We start from the raw sequence: 14,452 nt of genomic DNA on the forward strand, positions 1-14,452 counted from the left end.
CCTATTCCCCGAAAATTTATAAATTGTATAACGTTAAGCAAAGCTTATGATCGAAGCTATTCGGGCGGAACGGCCGGCGCGCAATCGTTCGGAAAAACGGCTTTCGCATCAGATTGTAACGATAAGCAAGAGTGATAGATCCGCACGGAGGCGATCGAACGGATGAATTCGACGACGATTTGGACGGAACGGTTCAAACGCTTTTTCCTGAACAACCGGTTCGTGCTCAGCTTGCTCGTCCTGCTGCTGATCGGGCTCAACATTCGGGTGTATGCGACGGTATCGTACATTTTTTTGCCCGTCATCGCGCTCGTGAAGACAATGTTTTTGCCGGTTTTGCTGACCGGCATCGCCTATTACTTGCTGAATCCGATCGTCGATTTGCTGGAAAAAAGGGGGATTCGGCGATCGGCTTCGATCGTCCTGCTTTATTTGATTGTCGTCGCCTTGATTGCCCTGCTCGTGACGATCGTCGTCCCGTTCATCCGCGTTCAAATCGAAAGCCTGCTGGACAATTTTCCGAGATACAGCAAGCAGGTCGAGCTGCAGGTCGCGGAAATCGTCGGAAGCGGCCTGTTCGAGCGGCTGCGGCAAACGTTCAGCTTCGATCCGGCCGAATATATGCAGCGGGCGGCGGGGTACTTGGCCGGTTTTTTCAATAACGCCTGGACCCGCATCGGAGCCGTGGTCGGCGCGGTCACCGAGGTGGTGCTGTCGGTCGTCATGACGCCGCTCATCTTGTTTTACCTGCTCCGGGACGGACGGCGGCTGCCCCGCTATATCGTCAAATTCGTGCCGACCGCGCTGCGCGGTCAAACGCTGGACGTCATGTCGGAGATGAACCAACAGATCAGCTCCTACATTCGCGGCCAAATTATCGTCAGCTTCTGCATCGGCCTGCTGCTTTATGTCGGCTATCTCGTCATCGGCCTCGATTATTCGCTCGTGCTGGCCGTTTTCGCCGCATGCACGAGCGTCGTTCCGTATCTCGGGCCGGCCATCGCGATCGCGCCGGCGCTTATTATCGCCATCGTCACGTCGCCGATCATGCTGCTGAAAATGGTCGTCGTCTGGACGATCGTCCAGCTGGTCGAAGGGAAGTTCATCTCGCCGCAAATTATGGGCAAAAACTTGCACATCCATCCGATCACGATCTTGTTCGTCATCTTGACCGCCGGAAAGCTGTTCGGCATCGTCGGGATCATTCTCGCCATTCCCGGCTACGCCATCCTGAAGGTCGTCGCCGTCCACCTGTTCCGCTGGCTCCGGAGACGGTCGCGGCTGTACGAGCCGAGCCCGGGCGGCGGCGAATGAAGCGCGGGGCCGCCCCCGCTCAAACGGCGGCGCCGCCGGAAACGGCTGCGGCTGCGGGCATGCCGCCTTCGCGGATCATCGCCGCCGGGTATTGGTACGCCCCCGGATCGCGCTCGCACAGACGCACCCAGGCGTCGACGCAGTCGGGATCGAAATGCTTTTCTTTCTGTTCGATCAGAAACGTCAGCGTCTCGTCGTGCGAACGCGCCTGACGGTACGAACGGTTCGACGTGAGCGCGTCGTATACGTCGGCTACCGCGATAATGCGGGCAAGCAGCGGAATTTGCTCCCCCCGCAGCCGGTCGGGGTAGCCCGATCCGTCCCAACGCTCGTGATGATGGCGTATGATCTCCAGCTCTTCCTTCATGAAGCCGAGATTGCGGCACAGCTCGTAGCCTTTGACCGGATGCTGCTCGATAACGGCGCGCTCCTCGTCGGTCAGCTTGCCCGGCTTGTTTAAAATCGAATCCGGCACGTTGATTTTGCCGACGTCGTGCACGATCGCGCCCTGCGCCAACGCCCGCAGCTGCTCGGGCGTCGCCTGCATCTCCTCGGCCAGCCGCAGCGCGTACATCGTCACCCGGAAATTGTGGCCGGCCGTGTACGAATCTTTCGTTTCGGTGGCCAGTACAAGCGCTTTCACGCTGGGCGATATGCTGTTCGTAATACGCTCGATCGGATCCTGCGTGAACAGCGCCTTGAGCGCCCCGACGATCGATTTTTTGGAAGCGTACTGCAGCACGAGACCGACGATCATGACGATCATCGAGCCGAGCAGCAGGAAATGGTACAGCCACCAGCTGAGCATCCACGTTTGGCCGGACACCATAATCAGCTGCGCGGCGATGAGCCAAGCCGAGCTGTAGACGATGGACAGCTGCAGCGGAAACCGGGAATACCGGTACGATTGGTAATAGCGATAGATCGTGACGAGATTGAGCGCGATCGTGGCGACGACGACGACTGCTTTGAGCGGATTGCGGTTCCACGGGACGATATCGACGATGCCCGGGAAGGCGATCCCGGCGGCGGCGAACAAGCCGAGCGCGATCGTCCAGACCGGCACGAGGCTGTTTTTCCAGCGGGATAAGCGGACCACGACCGGATGATCCGACGACAGCGTCGACAGCGCCAGCCAGAGCGCCGCAAGCAGGACGCTGAGCTGCGCGGATATCCCGGTCAAGGAGGAAGGCCCCATGACGAGTCCCGGCGTGGAGAAGCCGTGAACCGTAAACATTTCGGCGAGCGATATGAAGGCGAGCGAAAGGAAGCTGACTTCGATGTTGCGCAGCCGGCTTCCGGCGACTCCCGCCAGCAGGGCGATGACGGTTGCCAGCAGCGCGACCGAGCTGACGATGTAAAAGTGGCCGCGAGGATGGTGCATCGACACGTCCATCGACGACCACGAGCTCAACAATTGAAACAGCAGCAGCGGAATCGCGGCGGCAAGCAGTGGTCCGGCAAAACCGTGAAATTTCATAGGCCGTCTATCCCCTTATCGCTCTGGATCCTTCTACCTATTTTAACACACCTTCCGGGTATGCTGACTAGTGCCCGCCCGCGTCAATCCGCCAAAAAACTTATATCCTCACCAGCACGCGGCCCTTCAGCCCGCCTTGCACGATCGCCGCGAGCGGACGGGCCAGGCCGTCCAATCCCGTCTCCTCCGCGACGAGCCGCTCGTACCCGCCGGACGGCTTCCACTCCCGCGCCAGCCGCCGCCACATCCGCTCCCGCAAGTCGCGCGGGCACTGCACCGAATCGATGCCGAGCAGGCTGACGCCTCTCAGGATGAACGGGTATACCGTCGTCGGCACGTCGGCGCCGCCGGTCAACCCGCTGACCGCGACGGTCCCGCCGTAGCGGACCGCGCTAAGCAGCCCCGCCAAACCGGCGCCGCCGACGGGATCGATCGCTCCGGCCCACCGCTCCTTCTGCAGCGGCTTGCGGACCGTCCCCGCCAGCTCCTCCCGAGAGACGACGCTCGAGGCGCCGAGCTCCCGCAAGTAATCGGCCGCATCCGCCTTGCCGCTGCCCGCGACGACTTCGTAGCCGAGCGCGGCGAGCAGCGCGACGGCCATGCTGCCGACGCCGCCGGTCGCCCCTGCGACCGCGACCGGCCCGCGGTCCGGAAGCACGCCCTGCTCCCGCAGCCGCTCGATCGACAGCGCCGCCGTGAAGCCGGCCGTCCCGACGATCATCGCTTCCCGCAGGCTCAACCCGTCCGGCAGCGGAACGACCCAGTCGCCGGGCACGCGCGCCAGCTCGCTGTAGCCGCCCTCGCGGGAAACACCGAGACCGTAGCCCGTCACGAGAACGCGGTCGCCCTCGCGGTACCGCTCGTCGTCGGACCGCACGACGGTGCCGGACAAATCGATGCCGGGAATGAACGGATAGCGGGAGACGATTTTGCCGTCAGCCAATACGGCGAGCCCGTCTTTAAAGTTAACGCAGGAATAGGCGACCCGGATTGTCACGTCTCCCGGCGGCAGCTCGTTTTCCGTAATCGCGCCGACCCGGGTGACGCAGCGATCGCCTTCCTTCTCCACGATAAACGCCCGAAACGACTCCATCGCCCATCCCTCCTATTTCGTTTGCGACGCGTGAACGGCCGCTTCGACCAAAGCGTCGAACAGCTCGTCGTCTTCCTCGAGCCGGCGCTCGGCGGTCTCGATTTCCTGCTCGCTCCCGGACTCCTTGGCGAAGCTCAGGCTGTAGTCCCAGTCGGTGCCTTTTTTGCTCAGCAGCGTCACTTCGTAGGCCGACCGATGCCCTTCGAGCGTGAATCGGACTTTGCCCGAATAGCCATCCTCCTTGCTGTGCGTCATCTCCGCCCCCGTAATGGTCCAATCCATCGATAGCCCCTCCTTTCGATCGTCGTTTTCGTCGAAAATAGCGTAAACGGGGAGCCCGGGCCGTTCATACCCGGGATCCCCCCTTTGCCGCCGGCTTGCCGTCAATCGAGCGCGAGCGAACGGAACGCCTTCTCGAGCCTCTCGGCATTGGCTTCCGTATGCGCGGCGTCATCGAGACGAAGCGTCACCGTATAAACGATATCGCCTTTGGCGAACACGTACGCGGTTTCCTCGTACGGCGCCTGCTTCTGCTTGTAGACGACCGTGAACTTTTTCCCTTCCTGCCCGAGCACCGTTTCGTCGGTCGACTCGTAGCGGAACTCCGCATCGTTTTCGGAGCTCTTCTTGTACGATTGCTCGAGGTTTTTCACCGCGTCGTCCAGACGGCCGCGGTCGTCGGCGCGAATTTCGAACTCGCCGCCGGTAAACGTATAAACGGCTTCCGCCTCGTCCTCCTTGCCGTAATAGCCGTACAGCCGCTCCCACGTCTCCGGAATTTGCACCGTATACTTGTATTTGGCGTTGCGGACCGTAACCGTCCGGTTCGGATCGAGCAGCTCGTTCTCGTCCTGAATGACGCCGAGGTTCGGATTCATCCGATCCTTGGACACCGACAAGGAATCCTTCAGCTTGCGAAGGAAGCTTTCCGTGTCGGAGCCTTCTTCGTCTTCCCCGTATTCGACCGCGATCTCGTATTTGTATTTGTCTTTGATGAAATAGATCGAATGCCGGTAGTCCCATTCGTCGCCCAATGCCGACGCGAACCGGTTTTCTTTCGCCGGCACGCCTCCGGCGATCTCGAACTCGTGCCAGCCGGACGCTTTGCGGCTGCTCTCCACGTAGCTTTCCTCGAACCGTTTCTGCTCGCGCCCGGTCCAGGCGTCCAGCGTATCGCCCGACGAAGCGGACGTGACCGTGACGGTCGCCTGCACCGTCTCGTCCTTGTTCGTATAGGTCGGCCGGTCGGCGTACGCGTTCTCGGTCCAATCGGCCGGAAGCTCGAACGACAAGCCGTATTCGTTCGTGTAGGAGACGTCGCCTTCCTTGTAAACGGAAATGTCCTTCAGCGCGTCGTCCTTCGCGTCGAACGTCAGCCGGAAGCTGTCGAGCAGATCGACGTACATGTTAGGCTTGAACCCGTTCTTGTAATTGTCTTCGCTCTGCACGTACAGCAGCGCGTAATAAATGTTGTCGCCCTTCAAAAAAGCCCGAGTCTGGTAGTAGCCGCCCGTGGACGTTTTGCCGACGACTTTCGCGTAAGCATGGTCGCCCTGCTCGACGTAACGCTTTTCCAGCAAAATGTCGCCCGACTTGGCCGCCGCCTTGCGCAGCAGGCCGACCGGGGACAAATCCTCGCTCTGCTTCTCCTCCACGGATATGCTGAGCGCGAACTCGCCCTTGGCGTCGGCGAACATGACCGCGTCCCCTTCCTCGGACTGGCGAACCTTCATCAGTCCGGCCGGGTAATGGAGCGACCAGCCGTAATGGCTGTCGCCGATTCGCGTCTTGCCTCGGTCCGAATCGATGTACGAGCCGTCCGACGTCTTCACCCAGCCTTCGTCGTCGCTTTCCTCTTCGCCGAGCTTCACCTCGCGCTCGACCGTCCGGCCGCCCGATTCGACCGTTACTTTCACCGTTTGATTCGGCAAATAGTGTTTCATCAATTCATTGAACTGCACCGTCGTCTTGACGGAAGTTTCGCCGAACTTCAGCAGCTTGTCGCCCTGCTTGATGCCTGCAAGCGCCGCCGGCGAGTCGGGATCGACGTAGGCGACCCGCAGCTCGTCCTCGGAAGGCAGCCCGACGACCGTCTCCCAGCTTTCCTCCAGCTCGACGCCGAGATAAGGACGCATCACCTTGCCGTATGTAAAAAAATGACGCAGCACGTATTGCACCGTATCGACCGGAATGGCGAAGCCGAGACTGTCGATCGCGCTGTCCACGAACTTCATCGTATTGATGCCGACGACTTTGCCCTTCATATTGACGAGAGCGCCGCCGCTGTTGCCCGGATTGATCGCCGCGTCCGTTTGCAGCAGCTCGTATTTCGATTGAACCGAGCGCTCCATCCCGCTGATGATGCCGACCGTGACCGAATTGCGCAGCGCGAACGAAATCGGCGTGCCGATCGCCACGACCGTCTCGCCGACCTTCACGTCGCCCGAAGCCGCGAATTCCGCCGCCTTCAGCCCCGACGCCTCGATTTTGACGAGCGCGAGATCGCTTTCCTCGTCGAAGTGGGTCGTTTTGCCCGGATACGATTTGCCGTCGGACGTGACGACGACGATATTGCTCATATTTTTGACGACATGGGCGTTCGTGACGATATAGCCTTCGGAACGGACGATGACGCCGGTCCCGTGCGCCAAATCGAAACGGTTGGCCGATTTGCCCCCGTCCTCTCCCGGTTTCCCGATCACGGCGACGACCGATGACGTCACCTGCCGGACGACGTCCGGAATGTCTTCCCCATCCGCGGCCGATACCGGCGCGGCCGTGCCGAAGGCCCCGACAAGAGCGGCGATCAGCAGCAGCACCAGCGCTTTTCCCGGCAATGTCCCCTTTTTCATGAATTCGCTTCCTCTCCCCATATTTGCGGCCGTGCACTCTGAATCTATCATAGGGCAATGAGAGGAAGCAATAGGGAAAGAGGGCGGCCGAACGCCGCCGAACGTCCCGGTTCCGCGTCGGCGCGATAAGCCCGGAGCGCACGACTCCGGGCTTGCGGACACCGCCCCCCGGGGGCAAACCGGGGGGAGCGCTTATTCGCCGTCTTCCGTTTGGCCGCTTCGTTTCAGCCCGTTCAGCTTCCGCTTCTCTTCCGCGAGCATCTCCTCGGCCATCTCGACCGCCGTCTCGTTATGGCTCATGCCGGCTTGGTCGACGGCCCGCTCGGCCTTGGCGAGCGCGTTTTCCGCCTGTTCGACCGTCTGCTCCGTCGGGTGCGACTGCGCCTGCGAGACGGCCCGATGCGCGGACTCCACCGAATTTTGCGCCTGGGAGATCGGGTTTTGCGACTGCAGACTGGAATCGTATTTCATGATGCGTACCTCCTCGTATATTCGCCGGCCGTTCCCGATACGGGTCGGGACGTGGGCCTGACGCCCGGTTCACGTCTTACTATGACGATCGGGCCGCGATTTTATACGTCTTGTCCCGCGTGCAGGAATATTCCGCCTTCCCGTCTAATATGTAAAAGTTGGGAGGGATTGCCTTGCTGCGGGTCTTTATCAGTTCGACCATACGCGATCTGGCGTTCGTCCGGTCGAGCCTCGCCGGACAAATCGAATCGATGCTCGGCCACCATGCGGTCGTATCCGAATCGATCGAATTCAATTTCACCGGGTCCGGCAATATCGTCGAGAGCTGCATGGAAGAGATCGAGAAATCGGACGTCTACTTGCTCGTGATCGGGGAACGGTACGGCAGCATCGTGCCGGAGTGGGGCATCAGCATTACGCACGCCGAATACCGGCACGCGCTGGCGACCGGCAAGCCGGTGCTCGTCATGGTGCTGAACCGGATCTGGATTTTGTACCAGGACGACTCGCCGTCGCTCGAGTCCGGGCTGAAGCAGTTCATCGACGAAGTATCGAGCAATTTCGCCCGCAACGTCAAGCCTTTCGACAGCTCCGACGACGCCTTCGCCTATATTCGCGCGCAATTGTCGATATTGCTCAAAAATTATGTGCGGACGGGACTGAATCCGCTGGAAATTCATGATATAATAAGGACAAGCAGGGTGCATGAAAGCGCCAACCGGCTGTTCGTCTCGCTGCTCGAGAACAGCGATCACGCCTCGCCGGATTACGCCCGCATCTTGTCGGTGTTCATCCAGGAGCTGCAGACCGGGGTGATCCGCAACCATCTCGTGCAAATTCAGCTCAGCCAAGTGACCGGCGCGACGCTGTACAAGCTGACGGCCGACGGCCAGCGGCTGGTCAAGCTCGGCAGCGCGGGAAACGTGGGCGGCCGCGAGTCGTTTCAGGTGACCGACACGTCGAGCTACGTTTCGCAAACATATTTAAGCGGAAAAACCGAGCTATTCGAAGTCGAGAAATTGGGATTCCGTGAATATATTAGTTGTGTTCCGATTTCGAAGCAATTCATCGTCACCCTGCACTGCTTCCTCGAGAAGCAAAGCCGCGGAGCGTTCAACTCGCGGATCGTGCTCGACGAGATTACGAACAATAATCAGGTGCTGTTCGGCATTTTGGCTTTATTTCTGGAAAGGGTGTGAGTGCGATGACGAAGCGCAATACCGAGAATACGTCCCCGACGCGCGCCAGACGCAAAGCCGGGGAACCGTCGGCAACGCTGTTCACGAGCGGTCCGTCCGTGCTGAAGGGCGACGTCGTGTTTCGGAAGGTGGCGTCGATGCCTACCATATTCCTTCATCCGCGCGACGCTTTCGCCAAATTGAAAACGTGACTGCGGCATGCGGACTTCAAACGAGAACGAGCATGTCCATCGAGCCTTCTTTCATCTGCGGAAGGCTCTTTATTTTGGGTGCGGCGCATAAATTCGGGGGCATTCCGCCTAAGCTACGACAAACGATACTTCGAATTAGGAAGGGGTACTGCCGGTGAACACGCCTGAAGCTTTTATGGAAGAAGCGATACGACTCGCTTGCGACAATACGAAAGGAACGCGAGGCGGCCCGTTCGGCGCGATCGTCGTCAAGGACGGTCGCGTCGTCGGCCAAGGCGTGAACGAGGTGACGTCCGCGAACGATCCGACCGCGCACGCGGAAGTGCAGGCGATTCGGGACGCGTGCCGCAACCTGGGCACGTTCCAGCTGACCGACTGCGACGTGTACACGAGCTGCGAGCCCTGTCCGATGTGTCTCGGCGCCTTGTATTGGGCGAGAGTGCGCTCCGTCTATTACGGCTTCGACCGCGACGATGCGGCCGTCGCCGGCTTCGACGACAGCTTGCTCTACGAGGAAGTCGCCAAGCCGATCGAAGGCCGCCGTCTGCCGATGGCTCGCCTCGCGCCCGACCGCGGGGCGCCGAATCCGTTCGAGCTGTGGGCCCGGTCGGAGCATAAGACCGAATATTAGATTATTCGCCGAACAAGTCCAGCTGCACCGGCACGACCGGCAAGGCCGGATAACCGAGCCCGAGCAGGCCGGCGAGCTCCAGCGCGTTCGCTGCGGCGTCGCCGCCGGAATTGTTGTTGAACAGCACGCAGACCTCCTTGGAGCCTTCCGCCAAGGCGGCGAGCCGACCGATCCACTCGGTCAGCTCGTCCCGGCTGTACCGGTACAAATACCGGACGTCGCGCCAGTTCGGCTGCCCGCCGCTGTTCCACCCTTCCGCGTTGCGTCCGTGAAACCGGACGATCGTCAGCTCCGGATGCGTCGGCACCGCCACGACCGGCACCGAGCCGGGACCGGCCTGCGGCTCGTCGCAAACGCTGTGCGCCCAGCCTTCCCGCTTCAGGAACGCGATCGTTTTGTCTCGCACGTCCGGCGCGAACCAGCTTTGATGGCGGAACTCGAGCGCCAGCGGGACGTCGCCCATCCGCTCCTTGGCGCGCCGCAGCTCGTCCACGTGCGCCCGCGTGCAGTCGAACCAGGGCGGGTACTGGAACAGCACCGCCTTCAGCTTGCCCGCCTCGCGCAGCGGCACGATCGACTCGCAAAATGCGGCGAACGTCGCTTCCGCCGATTCGCCGGCGGCCGGCTTTCCGCGCTGGTGCCCGGTCATCGCCTGGTACGCCTTGACGACGAAGCCGAACGTCTGCGGCGTCTCCTGCGCCCACTTCTCGTAATTGCGCTGCGGCTGTATCGCGTAAAACGAGCTGTCCACTTCAACGACGGGAAACGTTTTGGCGTACAGGCGAAGCTTGTCCTGCGCCGCCGTCCCCGGCGGGTAAAGCGCTTCGTGGTCGCCCCAGCCCGCCAATCCGATCCGAATCATCGCATGCTCCTCCGTACTTGCGTTTTCTCGCTTTTCCTGTCATTGTATCACAGCGCCCCGCCCGCTTCATCTTCGCGCTCCGCCGCATCGCCCTTCGCGCGAAACGGCTTCGATGCCGATCCGACCTGCGAAACGGACAACCGCGGACAAATTATCTAAATTTTCTAAAAATATTTTCGGGTGAACCCCCATAATCCGCCCTCCCGCCGCCGAACGTTGTATATACAACCCGTAATCGCTAGCCGAAGACCTCAGTACCGACAATTTGATTGAAGGTGGTGTTGGATCGTGGGATGGATGATTATGTCGTTGGCTGTAATCCTGTTGGTCGCATGGGCCGTCTTGCGCGGCAAAGGGTGGAAAACGCTGCTTGTCGGAAGCGGAGACAATGCCGAAGATATCGAAGCCAAGTACGCCTTTTTGAAGACGAACAACATCAAATGCCAGCTCAAGTCGGAGGCTGCCGCCGGAATGGGCATCGCCCATACCGATCCGTCGGCGAAGGGCCGGACGACCGTCAAGCTGAACGTTCATAAGAACGATCTGGAGCGCGCCATGCTGCTCCTTGACGAATTCGACAAGCAATCGCTGCTGCTATAACGATCGATCGAACCCAAACGGCCAAGAAGGGTCGTGCCGAGACTTCCTCGCGCACGGCCCTTCTTTTGTCGCGTTTGTCCCGGCCCGGGACGCTACGCTTCTTCCTCCAGTCGGCGGAATACTTTCCGAAACGATTCCGGCGGCTGCGCCCCGGACAAGGCGTACTTGCCCCCGATAATGAAAAACGGCACGCCGGCAATGCCGATCCGTTTCGCCGTCGCCAAATCTTCCTCCACCTGCGCGGCGCCTTCTCCCCGATCCAGACGAGCGCCCAGCTCGTCCGGCGCCAGTCCGGTCTCTTCGGCGATCGCGAGCAGCGTCGCCCGGTCCCCGATATTGCGGCCCTGCTCGAAATAAGCCCGATGGAGGGCGGCTACGAGCGCCGACTTGAATTCGTCCGGAGCGATGGCGATCAACCGGTGGCTGAGCCGCGTGTTCGGCATATATTCGACTTTGTCGAAATCGAACTTCAAGCCTGCGGCCGCCCCCGCCTCCGCGACGCGTCCGAGCATGCCTTCGCGCGAAAATTGCTCTCCGTACTTGGTCTTCATCGTGCTCATGAAAGGAAGACCTTCCTCCGGGACGCCCGGATCGAGCAGGAACGCCCGCCAGCGCAAAACCGGACGCTCCCCGCCTCGCTCCGCCAGCGCCCGCTCCAGATTCGCTTCGCCGATTCGGCACCAGGGACATACATTGTCCTGAAAAATATCGATGATCACCCGCATCGCCTCCATCCGCCGGGTCGCATCCGATCGCGCTCCGTACCTTCAGTGTACCCGAATTTCGGTTTCCGGGAAACGTAATGGTATAGTTAACGTAAACGAATATAGAACGATCGCAAAGGAGGCGTCGAAACCCGATGTTTCGGAACGATTATGTGATGCGGATGATCGAGCAGTTCGGCCAAGCGCTGGGCGTGCTGCTCGGCTTGAAGCGCCAGCTGAAGCCGCAGGAGGCGCTCGAGCTGGTGGGGGAAACGTACAAGCGGTTGTTCGGCTTGAATCCGAACCTGCTTCGGGCGCTGTCCGAGCGCGACCTGATCGATTTGTTGAACCGCCAAGGCGAAGCGTCCGCGGAGAAGCTGCTCGTCATCGCCGGCCTGATGAAAGAAGAGGCCGAGCTGCACGCCATGCTGGACCGCCCGAGCGACAGCTACCGGCTTAACGCGAAGGCGCTGAATTTAACGCTGATGGCCGCCGGGGAGCAAACAGCGGCCGATTGGCTGGACGTTCCGGGCCAAGTCGAAGAGCTGCTCGGCCGGCTCGCCGGCTACGAGCTGCCCGCCGCTACGAAAGGGCTGCTCTGGCCGTATTACGAAGCGGCGGGACGGTTCGCCGACGCGGAGGACGTTTTGTTCGAGCTGCTGGACGACTGCGATCAAGTCGCCGCGACCGGCGAGGAGACGGAGGAGCGGGACGGCTGCCGGGCGCTGCTGGAGCAAGCGCTGCGGTTTTACGAGCGGCTGCTCGCGCTCCCGGAGGATGCGCTCGAGGCCGGACGGCTGCCGATCGGCGAAGTGCGCGACGGACTCGAGGATGTGCGCGCGTTGGCCGCGAAGCGAAGGATCGGGCTGTAAAAAGCCGCGGCCGCGAACGCGCGGCCGATCGGCGCTTCTGCGGCCGCAGCGCGAGGGGCGTAGGCCTAAACCGTCCGGGCGTCCGTCGGACGCTCGATATCGCGCGCGAACGAGCCGGCCCCTAGCTTCCCGGCCCGTCCTCCCGCTCGAACAGCCCCATCTCGCGGGCTTTGCGAGCTGCGTCCTTGCTGCTTCCGCCGCCCAGCTTTTTTAAAATGTTGCCGACATGCACCTTGATCGTCCGCAGCGAAACGACGAGCTTGTCGGCGATCGCCGATTGCGACATCCCTTTGTCGATCAGCTCGAGCACCTGAAGCTCGGAGGGCGTTATTTTCTCGCGCAGCTCCTTCTTTTTATACGTCTGCTCGAGCTGCGCGAGCCGCCGGAATTCCTCGCGCATTTGCGCCGCCGCGGCGGGGCTGATCGGCGACTCGTTACGATGGGCGTCCCGGATCGCGCCCGGGATGCGCTCGAAATCGGACTTGATCAAATAGTCGGCCGCGCCCGCCCGGAACGAATCGAGCATCAGCTCCTTCAGCCCCATCGACGTCAGCATCAGCACTTTGGCCGACCCGCGCGCCAGCGCCTGCTGCGCCAGCTCGATGCCGGCGGCTTCGTCCGTCAGCATAATGTCCATCAGCACGACGTCGTAGTCCAGCTCGCGAATGGCCCGCTCCGCCTCCTCCGGCGTCGACGCGCAGGCGACGACGGCCAGATCCGGCTCCGCCGACAAGTAGCCGCTCAGCCCCCGCAGCCAATCCGGATCGTCCTCCACGATCAGCACCCGAATGACGTTCATACGCTCTCTCCTTTTTTTCCGGTGCGGAAACCGCATGACCGCCGTCGTTCCCCGGCCCGGCTCGCTGTACAGATCGAACCCGCCCCCGTGCTTGCGCATCACTTGGTAGCAGTACGACAGTCCAAGCCCGAAGTTCATCCGGCGGTCCCCCTTCGTCGTGAAAAACGGCTCCATCGCCTGCCTCAGCAGCTTTTTGTCCATGCCCGGCCCCGTATCTTTGATTTCCGCAATCGTATGCGTTTTCGTGTCATACAGCTTCACCGTGATCGTCCCGCCTTCGGGCATCGCTTCGATCGCGTTCGTCAGCAAGTTGTTCCACATCTCCGCCGTTTGCGCCCGGTCGCAATACAGCTTCAGCCCTTCCGGCACGTCCAGCCGGATGCTCACCGCCGCCGCATCGGCCGCCAGCTGGTCGCGCAGCGCCTCCAGCATCGCCGCCGGATCGTTCCATTCCGGCCGCAGCGCCAGCTCCTGCGTCTGGTCCTGCACGCGCGCGATCATTTCCTGAATGTGCCGCGTCGCCGCGAGCACGACGCCGATGTCGGCGGCAAGCTCCGGCTGATTCGTCCGCTCCGCGTAGGCGCGGATTTTTTCGCCGAACAGCTTCGTTTTGCCGACGTCGTTTTTGATCGCATGGTTCAGCACCGCCGTTCCGGACGTCACCGCGCGGATCGATACGTCCATTTTGCGCGTTTGGATCAGAAAGCGAATGCCGAGAAAGCCGTATTTGAAAATGGCCACGACGAAAACGAGCACCGCGAACGCGATAATCCACGTATTGTGGCGCCACATCTCGACAAACCCGAAGCTCGGCAGCACGTAATTCATAACCGAGCAGAGCAGGACCGTGGGGACGATGGCGAGCCCGGTCAGACGGTCGCTTCGCCGCAGCGACGCATGCGTTTCGCGCTTGAACACGACCCATAAGGAAGCGATCCCGACATACGGAACGGCCCATGCCGCCGTCAGTCCGAACGGAATCGGATGAATCGGCCGGACGAACAGGAGCGTCGCCGCGATCGGCAGCAGCAGCGCCAGCGCCAGCCCTTTTTTGCGCCGCGGGGTCATATACGCCGGGTTGTAGTTGATCGCGAACATCGCGAACGTATACGGCATGCCGTAATACTGAAGCAACGACGACAGCATTCGGATTCGCTCCATCAGGGCGATCAGCCCGTTCGCCGCTTGGCGCTCCATCGCGTAAGGGATCAGACTGTCGCCGATGACGGCCGACAGCGCTCCCGAGCCGCCGCAGAAGGCGACTCCGCTCAGCCAGCGAATCGAGCTTTTGCGCGCATCCGTCAGCAGCAGCACGATCCCGACGCCCCACAGGGCGATCAGCACGAACAGCATGGTTTCGTTCCTCTCTCCGTTAAGCCTCGAT

General features: G+C 61.3%; 14 protein-coding genes. 6 read left to right on the forward strand and 8 right to left on the reverse strand.

Annotation, left to right across the window (positions count from 1 at the left end):
• Window positions 1–162: 162 nt before the first annotated feature.
• A complete protein-coding gene (locus PV407_RS04175) occupies window positions 163–1,314 on the forward strand; it encodes an AI-2E family transporter (RefSeq protein WP_332088611.1) in 1,152 nt (383 codons plus the stop codon).
• 19 nt (window positions 1,315–1,333) lie between these two features.
• On the opposite strand, the gene PV407_RS04180 is transcribed toward PV407_RS04175, so the two are convergent.
• The 5 genes from PV407_RS04180 to PV407_RS04200 form a co-directional block, all read right to left on the reverse strand.
• Window positions 1,334–2,794, reverse strand: a complete 1,461-nt coding sequence (locus PV407_RS04180) for an HD-GYP domain-containing protein (RefSeq protein ID WP_332088612.1) — start codon at window positions 2,792–2,794, stop codon at window positions 1,334–1,336.
• Window positions 2,795–2,894: 100 nt separating this feature from the next.
• Entirely contained in the window at window positions 2,895–3,887 is a 993-nt protein-coding gene (locus tag PV407_RS04185) for an acrylyl-CoA reductase family protein (RefSeq protein ID WP_332088613.1), read from the reverse strand.
• Window positions 3,888–3,899: 12 nt separating this feature from the next.
• Window positions 3,900–4,169, reverse strand: a complete 270-nt coding sequence (locus PV407_RS04190; RefSeq protein ID WP_332088614.1) for a hypothetical protein — start codon at window positions 4,167–4,169, stop codon at window positions 3,900–3,902.
• 101 nt (window positions 4,170–4,270) lie between these two features.
• On the reverse strand, window positions 4,271–6,739 hold the full coding sequence (locus tag PV407_RS04195; protein WP_332088615.1) for a S1C family serine protease: 2,469 nt from the start codon (window positions 6,737–6,739) through the stop codon (window positions 4,271–4,273).
• A 192-nt stretch (window positions 6,740–6,931) separates the two neighbouring features.
• The gene (locus PV407_RS04200; RefSeq protein WP_442951619.1) at window positions 6,932–7,210 is read right to left on the reverse strand and encodes a hypothetical protein; all 279 of its coding nucleotides are present in this window, start codon (window positions 7,208–7,210) and stop codon (window positions 6,932–6,934) included.
• 173 nt (window positions 7,211–7,383) lie between these two features.
• On the opposite strand from PV407_RS04200, the gene PV407_RS04205 reads away from it, so the two are divergent.
• The 3 genes from PV407_RS04205 to PV407_RS04215 all read left to right on the forward strand — a co-directional run bounded on the left by PV407_RS04205 (window position 7,384) and on the right by PV407_RS04215 (window position 9,231).
• The gene (locus PV407_RS04205; RefSeq protein ID WP_332088616.1) at window positions 7,384–8,409 is read left to right on the forward strand and encodes a DUF4062 domain-containing protein; all 1,026 of its coding nucleotides are present in this window, start codon (window positions 7,384–7,386) and stop codon (window positions 8,407–8,409) included.
• Window positions 8,410–8,414: 5 nt separating this feature from the next.
• Window positions 8,415–8,600 (forward strand): hypothetical protein, encoded by a 186-nt coding sequence (locus PV407_RS04210; RefSeq protein ID WP_332088617.1) that lies wholly within the window; start codon window positions 8,415–8,417, stop codon window positions 8,598–8,600.
• Window positions 8,601–8,754: 154 nt separating this feature from the next.
• Window positions 8,755–9,231, forward strand: a complete 477-nt coding sequence (locus PV407_RS04215) for a nucleoside deaminase (RefSeq protein WP_332088618.1) — start codon at window positions 8,755–8,757, stop codon at window positions 9,229–9,231.
• 1 nt (window position 9,232) lies between these two features.
• Here the strand turns inward: PV407_RS04215 and PV407_RS04220 are convergent, their stop codons facing one another.
• Entirely contained in the window at window positions 9,233–10,093 is an 861-nt protein-coding gene (locus PV407_RS04220) for a DUF72 domain-containing protein (protein ID WP_332088619.1), read from the reverse strand.
• A gap of 303 nt (window positions 10,094–10,396) precedes the next feature.
• On the opposite strand from PV407_RS04220, the gene PV407_RS04225 reads away from it, so the two are divergent.
• Window positions 10,397–10,693 (forward strand): hypothetical protein, encoded by a 297-nt coding sequence (locus PV407_RS04225; RefSeq protein ID WP_332088620.1) that lies wholly within the window; start codon window positions 10,397–10,399, stop codon window positions 10,691–10,693.
• 92 nt (window positions 10,694–10,785) lie between these two features.
• On the opposite strand, the gene PV407_RS04230 is transcribed toward PV407_RS04225, so the two are convergent.
• Window positions 10,786–11,418: a DsbA family oxidoreductase gene (locus tag PV407_RS04230; protein ID WP_442951621.1), complete on the reverse strand. Its 633-nt coding sequence runs from the start codon at window positions 11,416–11,418 to the stop codon at window positions 10,786–10,788.
• Window positions 11,419–11,552: 134 nt separating this feature from the next.
• Here PV407_RS04230 and PV407_RS04235 point away from each other — a divergent pair, with 134 nt between their 5' ends.
• Window positions 11,553–12,269 (forward strand): DUF6483 family protein, encoded by a 717-nt coding sequence (locus PV407_RS04235; RefSeq protein ID WP_332088623.1) that lies wholly within the window; start codon window positions 11,553–11,555, stop codon window positions 12,267–12,269.
• Between the two features lie 121 nt (window positions 12,270–12,390).
• Here the strand turns inward: PV407_RS04235 and PV407_RS04240 are convergent, their stop codons facing one another.
• Entirely contained in the window at window positions 12,391–14,421 is a 2,031-nt protein-coding gene (locus PV407_RS04240) for an ATP-binding protein (RefSeq protein ID WP_332088624.1), read from the reverse strand.
• Window positions 14,422–14,452: the final 31 nt, after the last annotated feature.

Origin of the sequence: Paenibacillus sp. GYB003 (assembly GCF_036577625.1) — a bacterium.
Lineage (GTDB): Bacteria > Bacillota > Bacilli > Paenibacillales > NBRC-103111 > Paenibacillus_AB.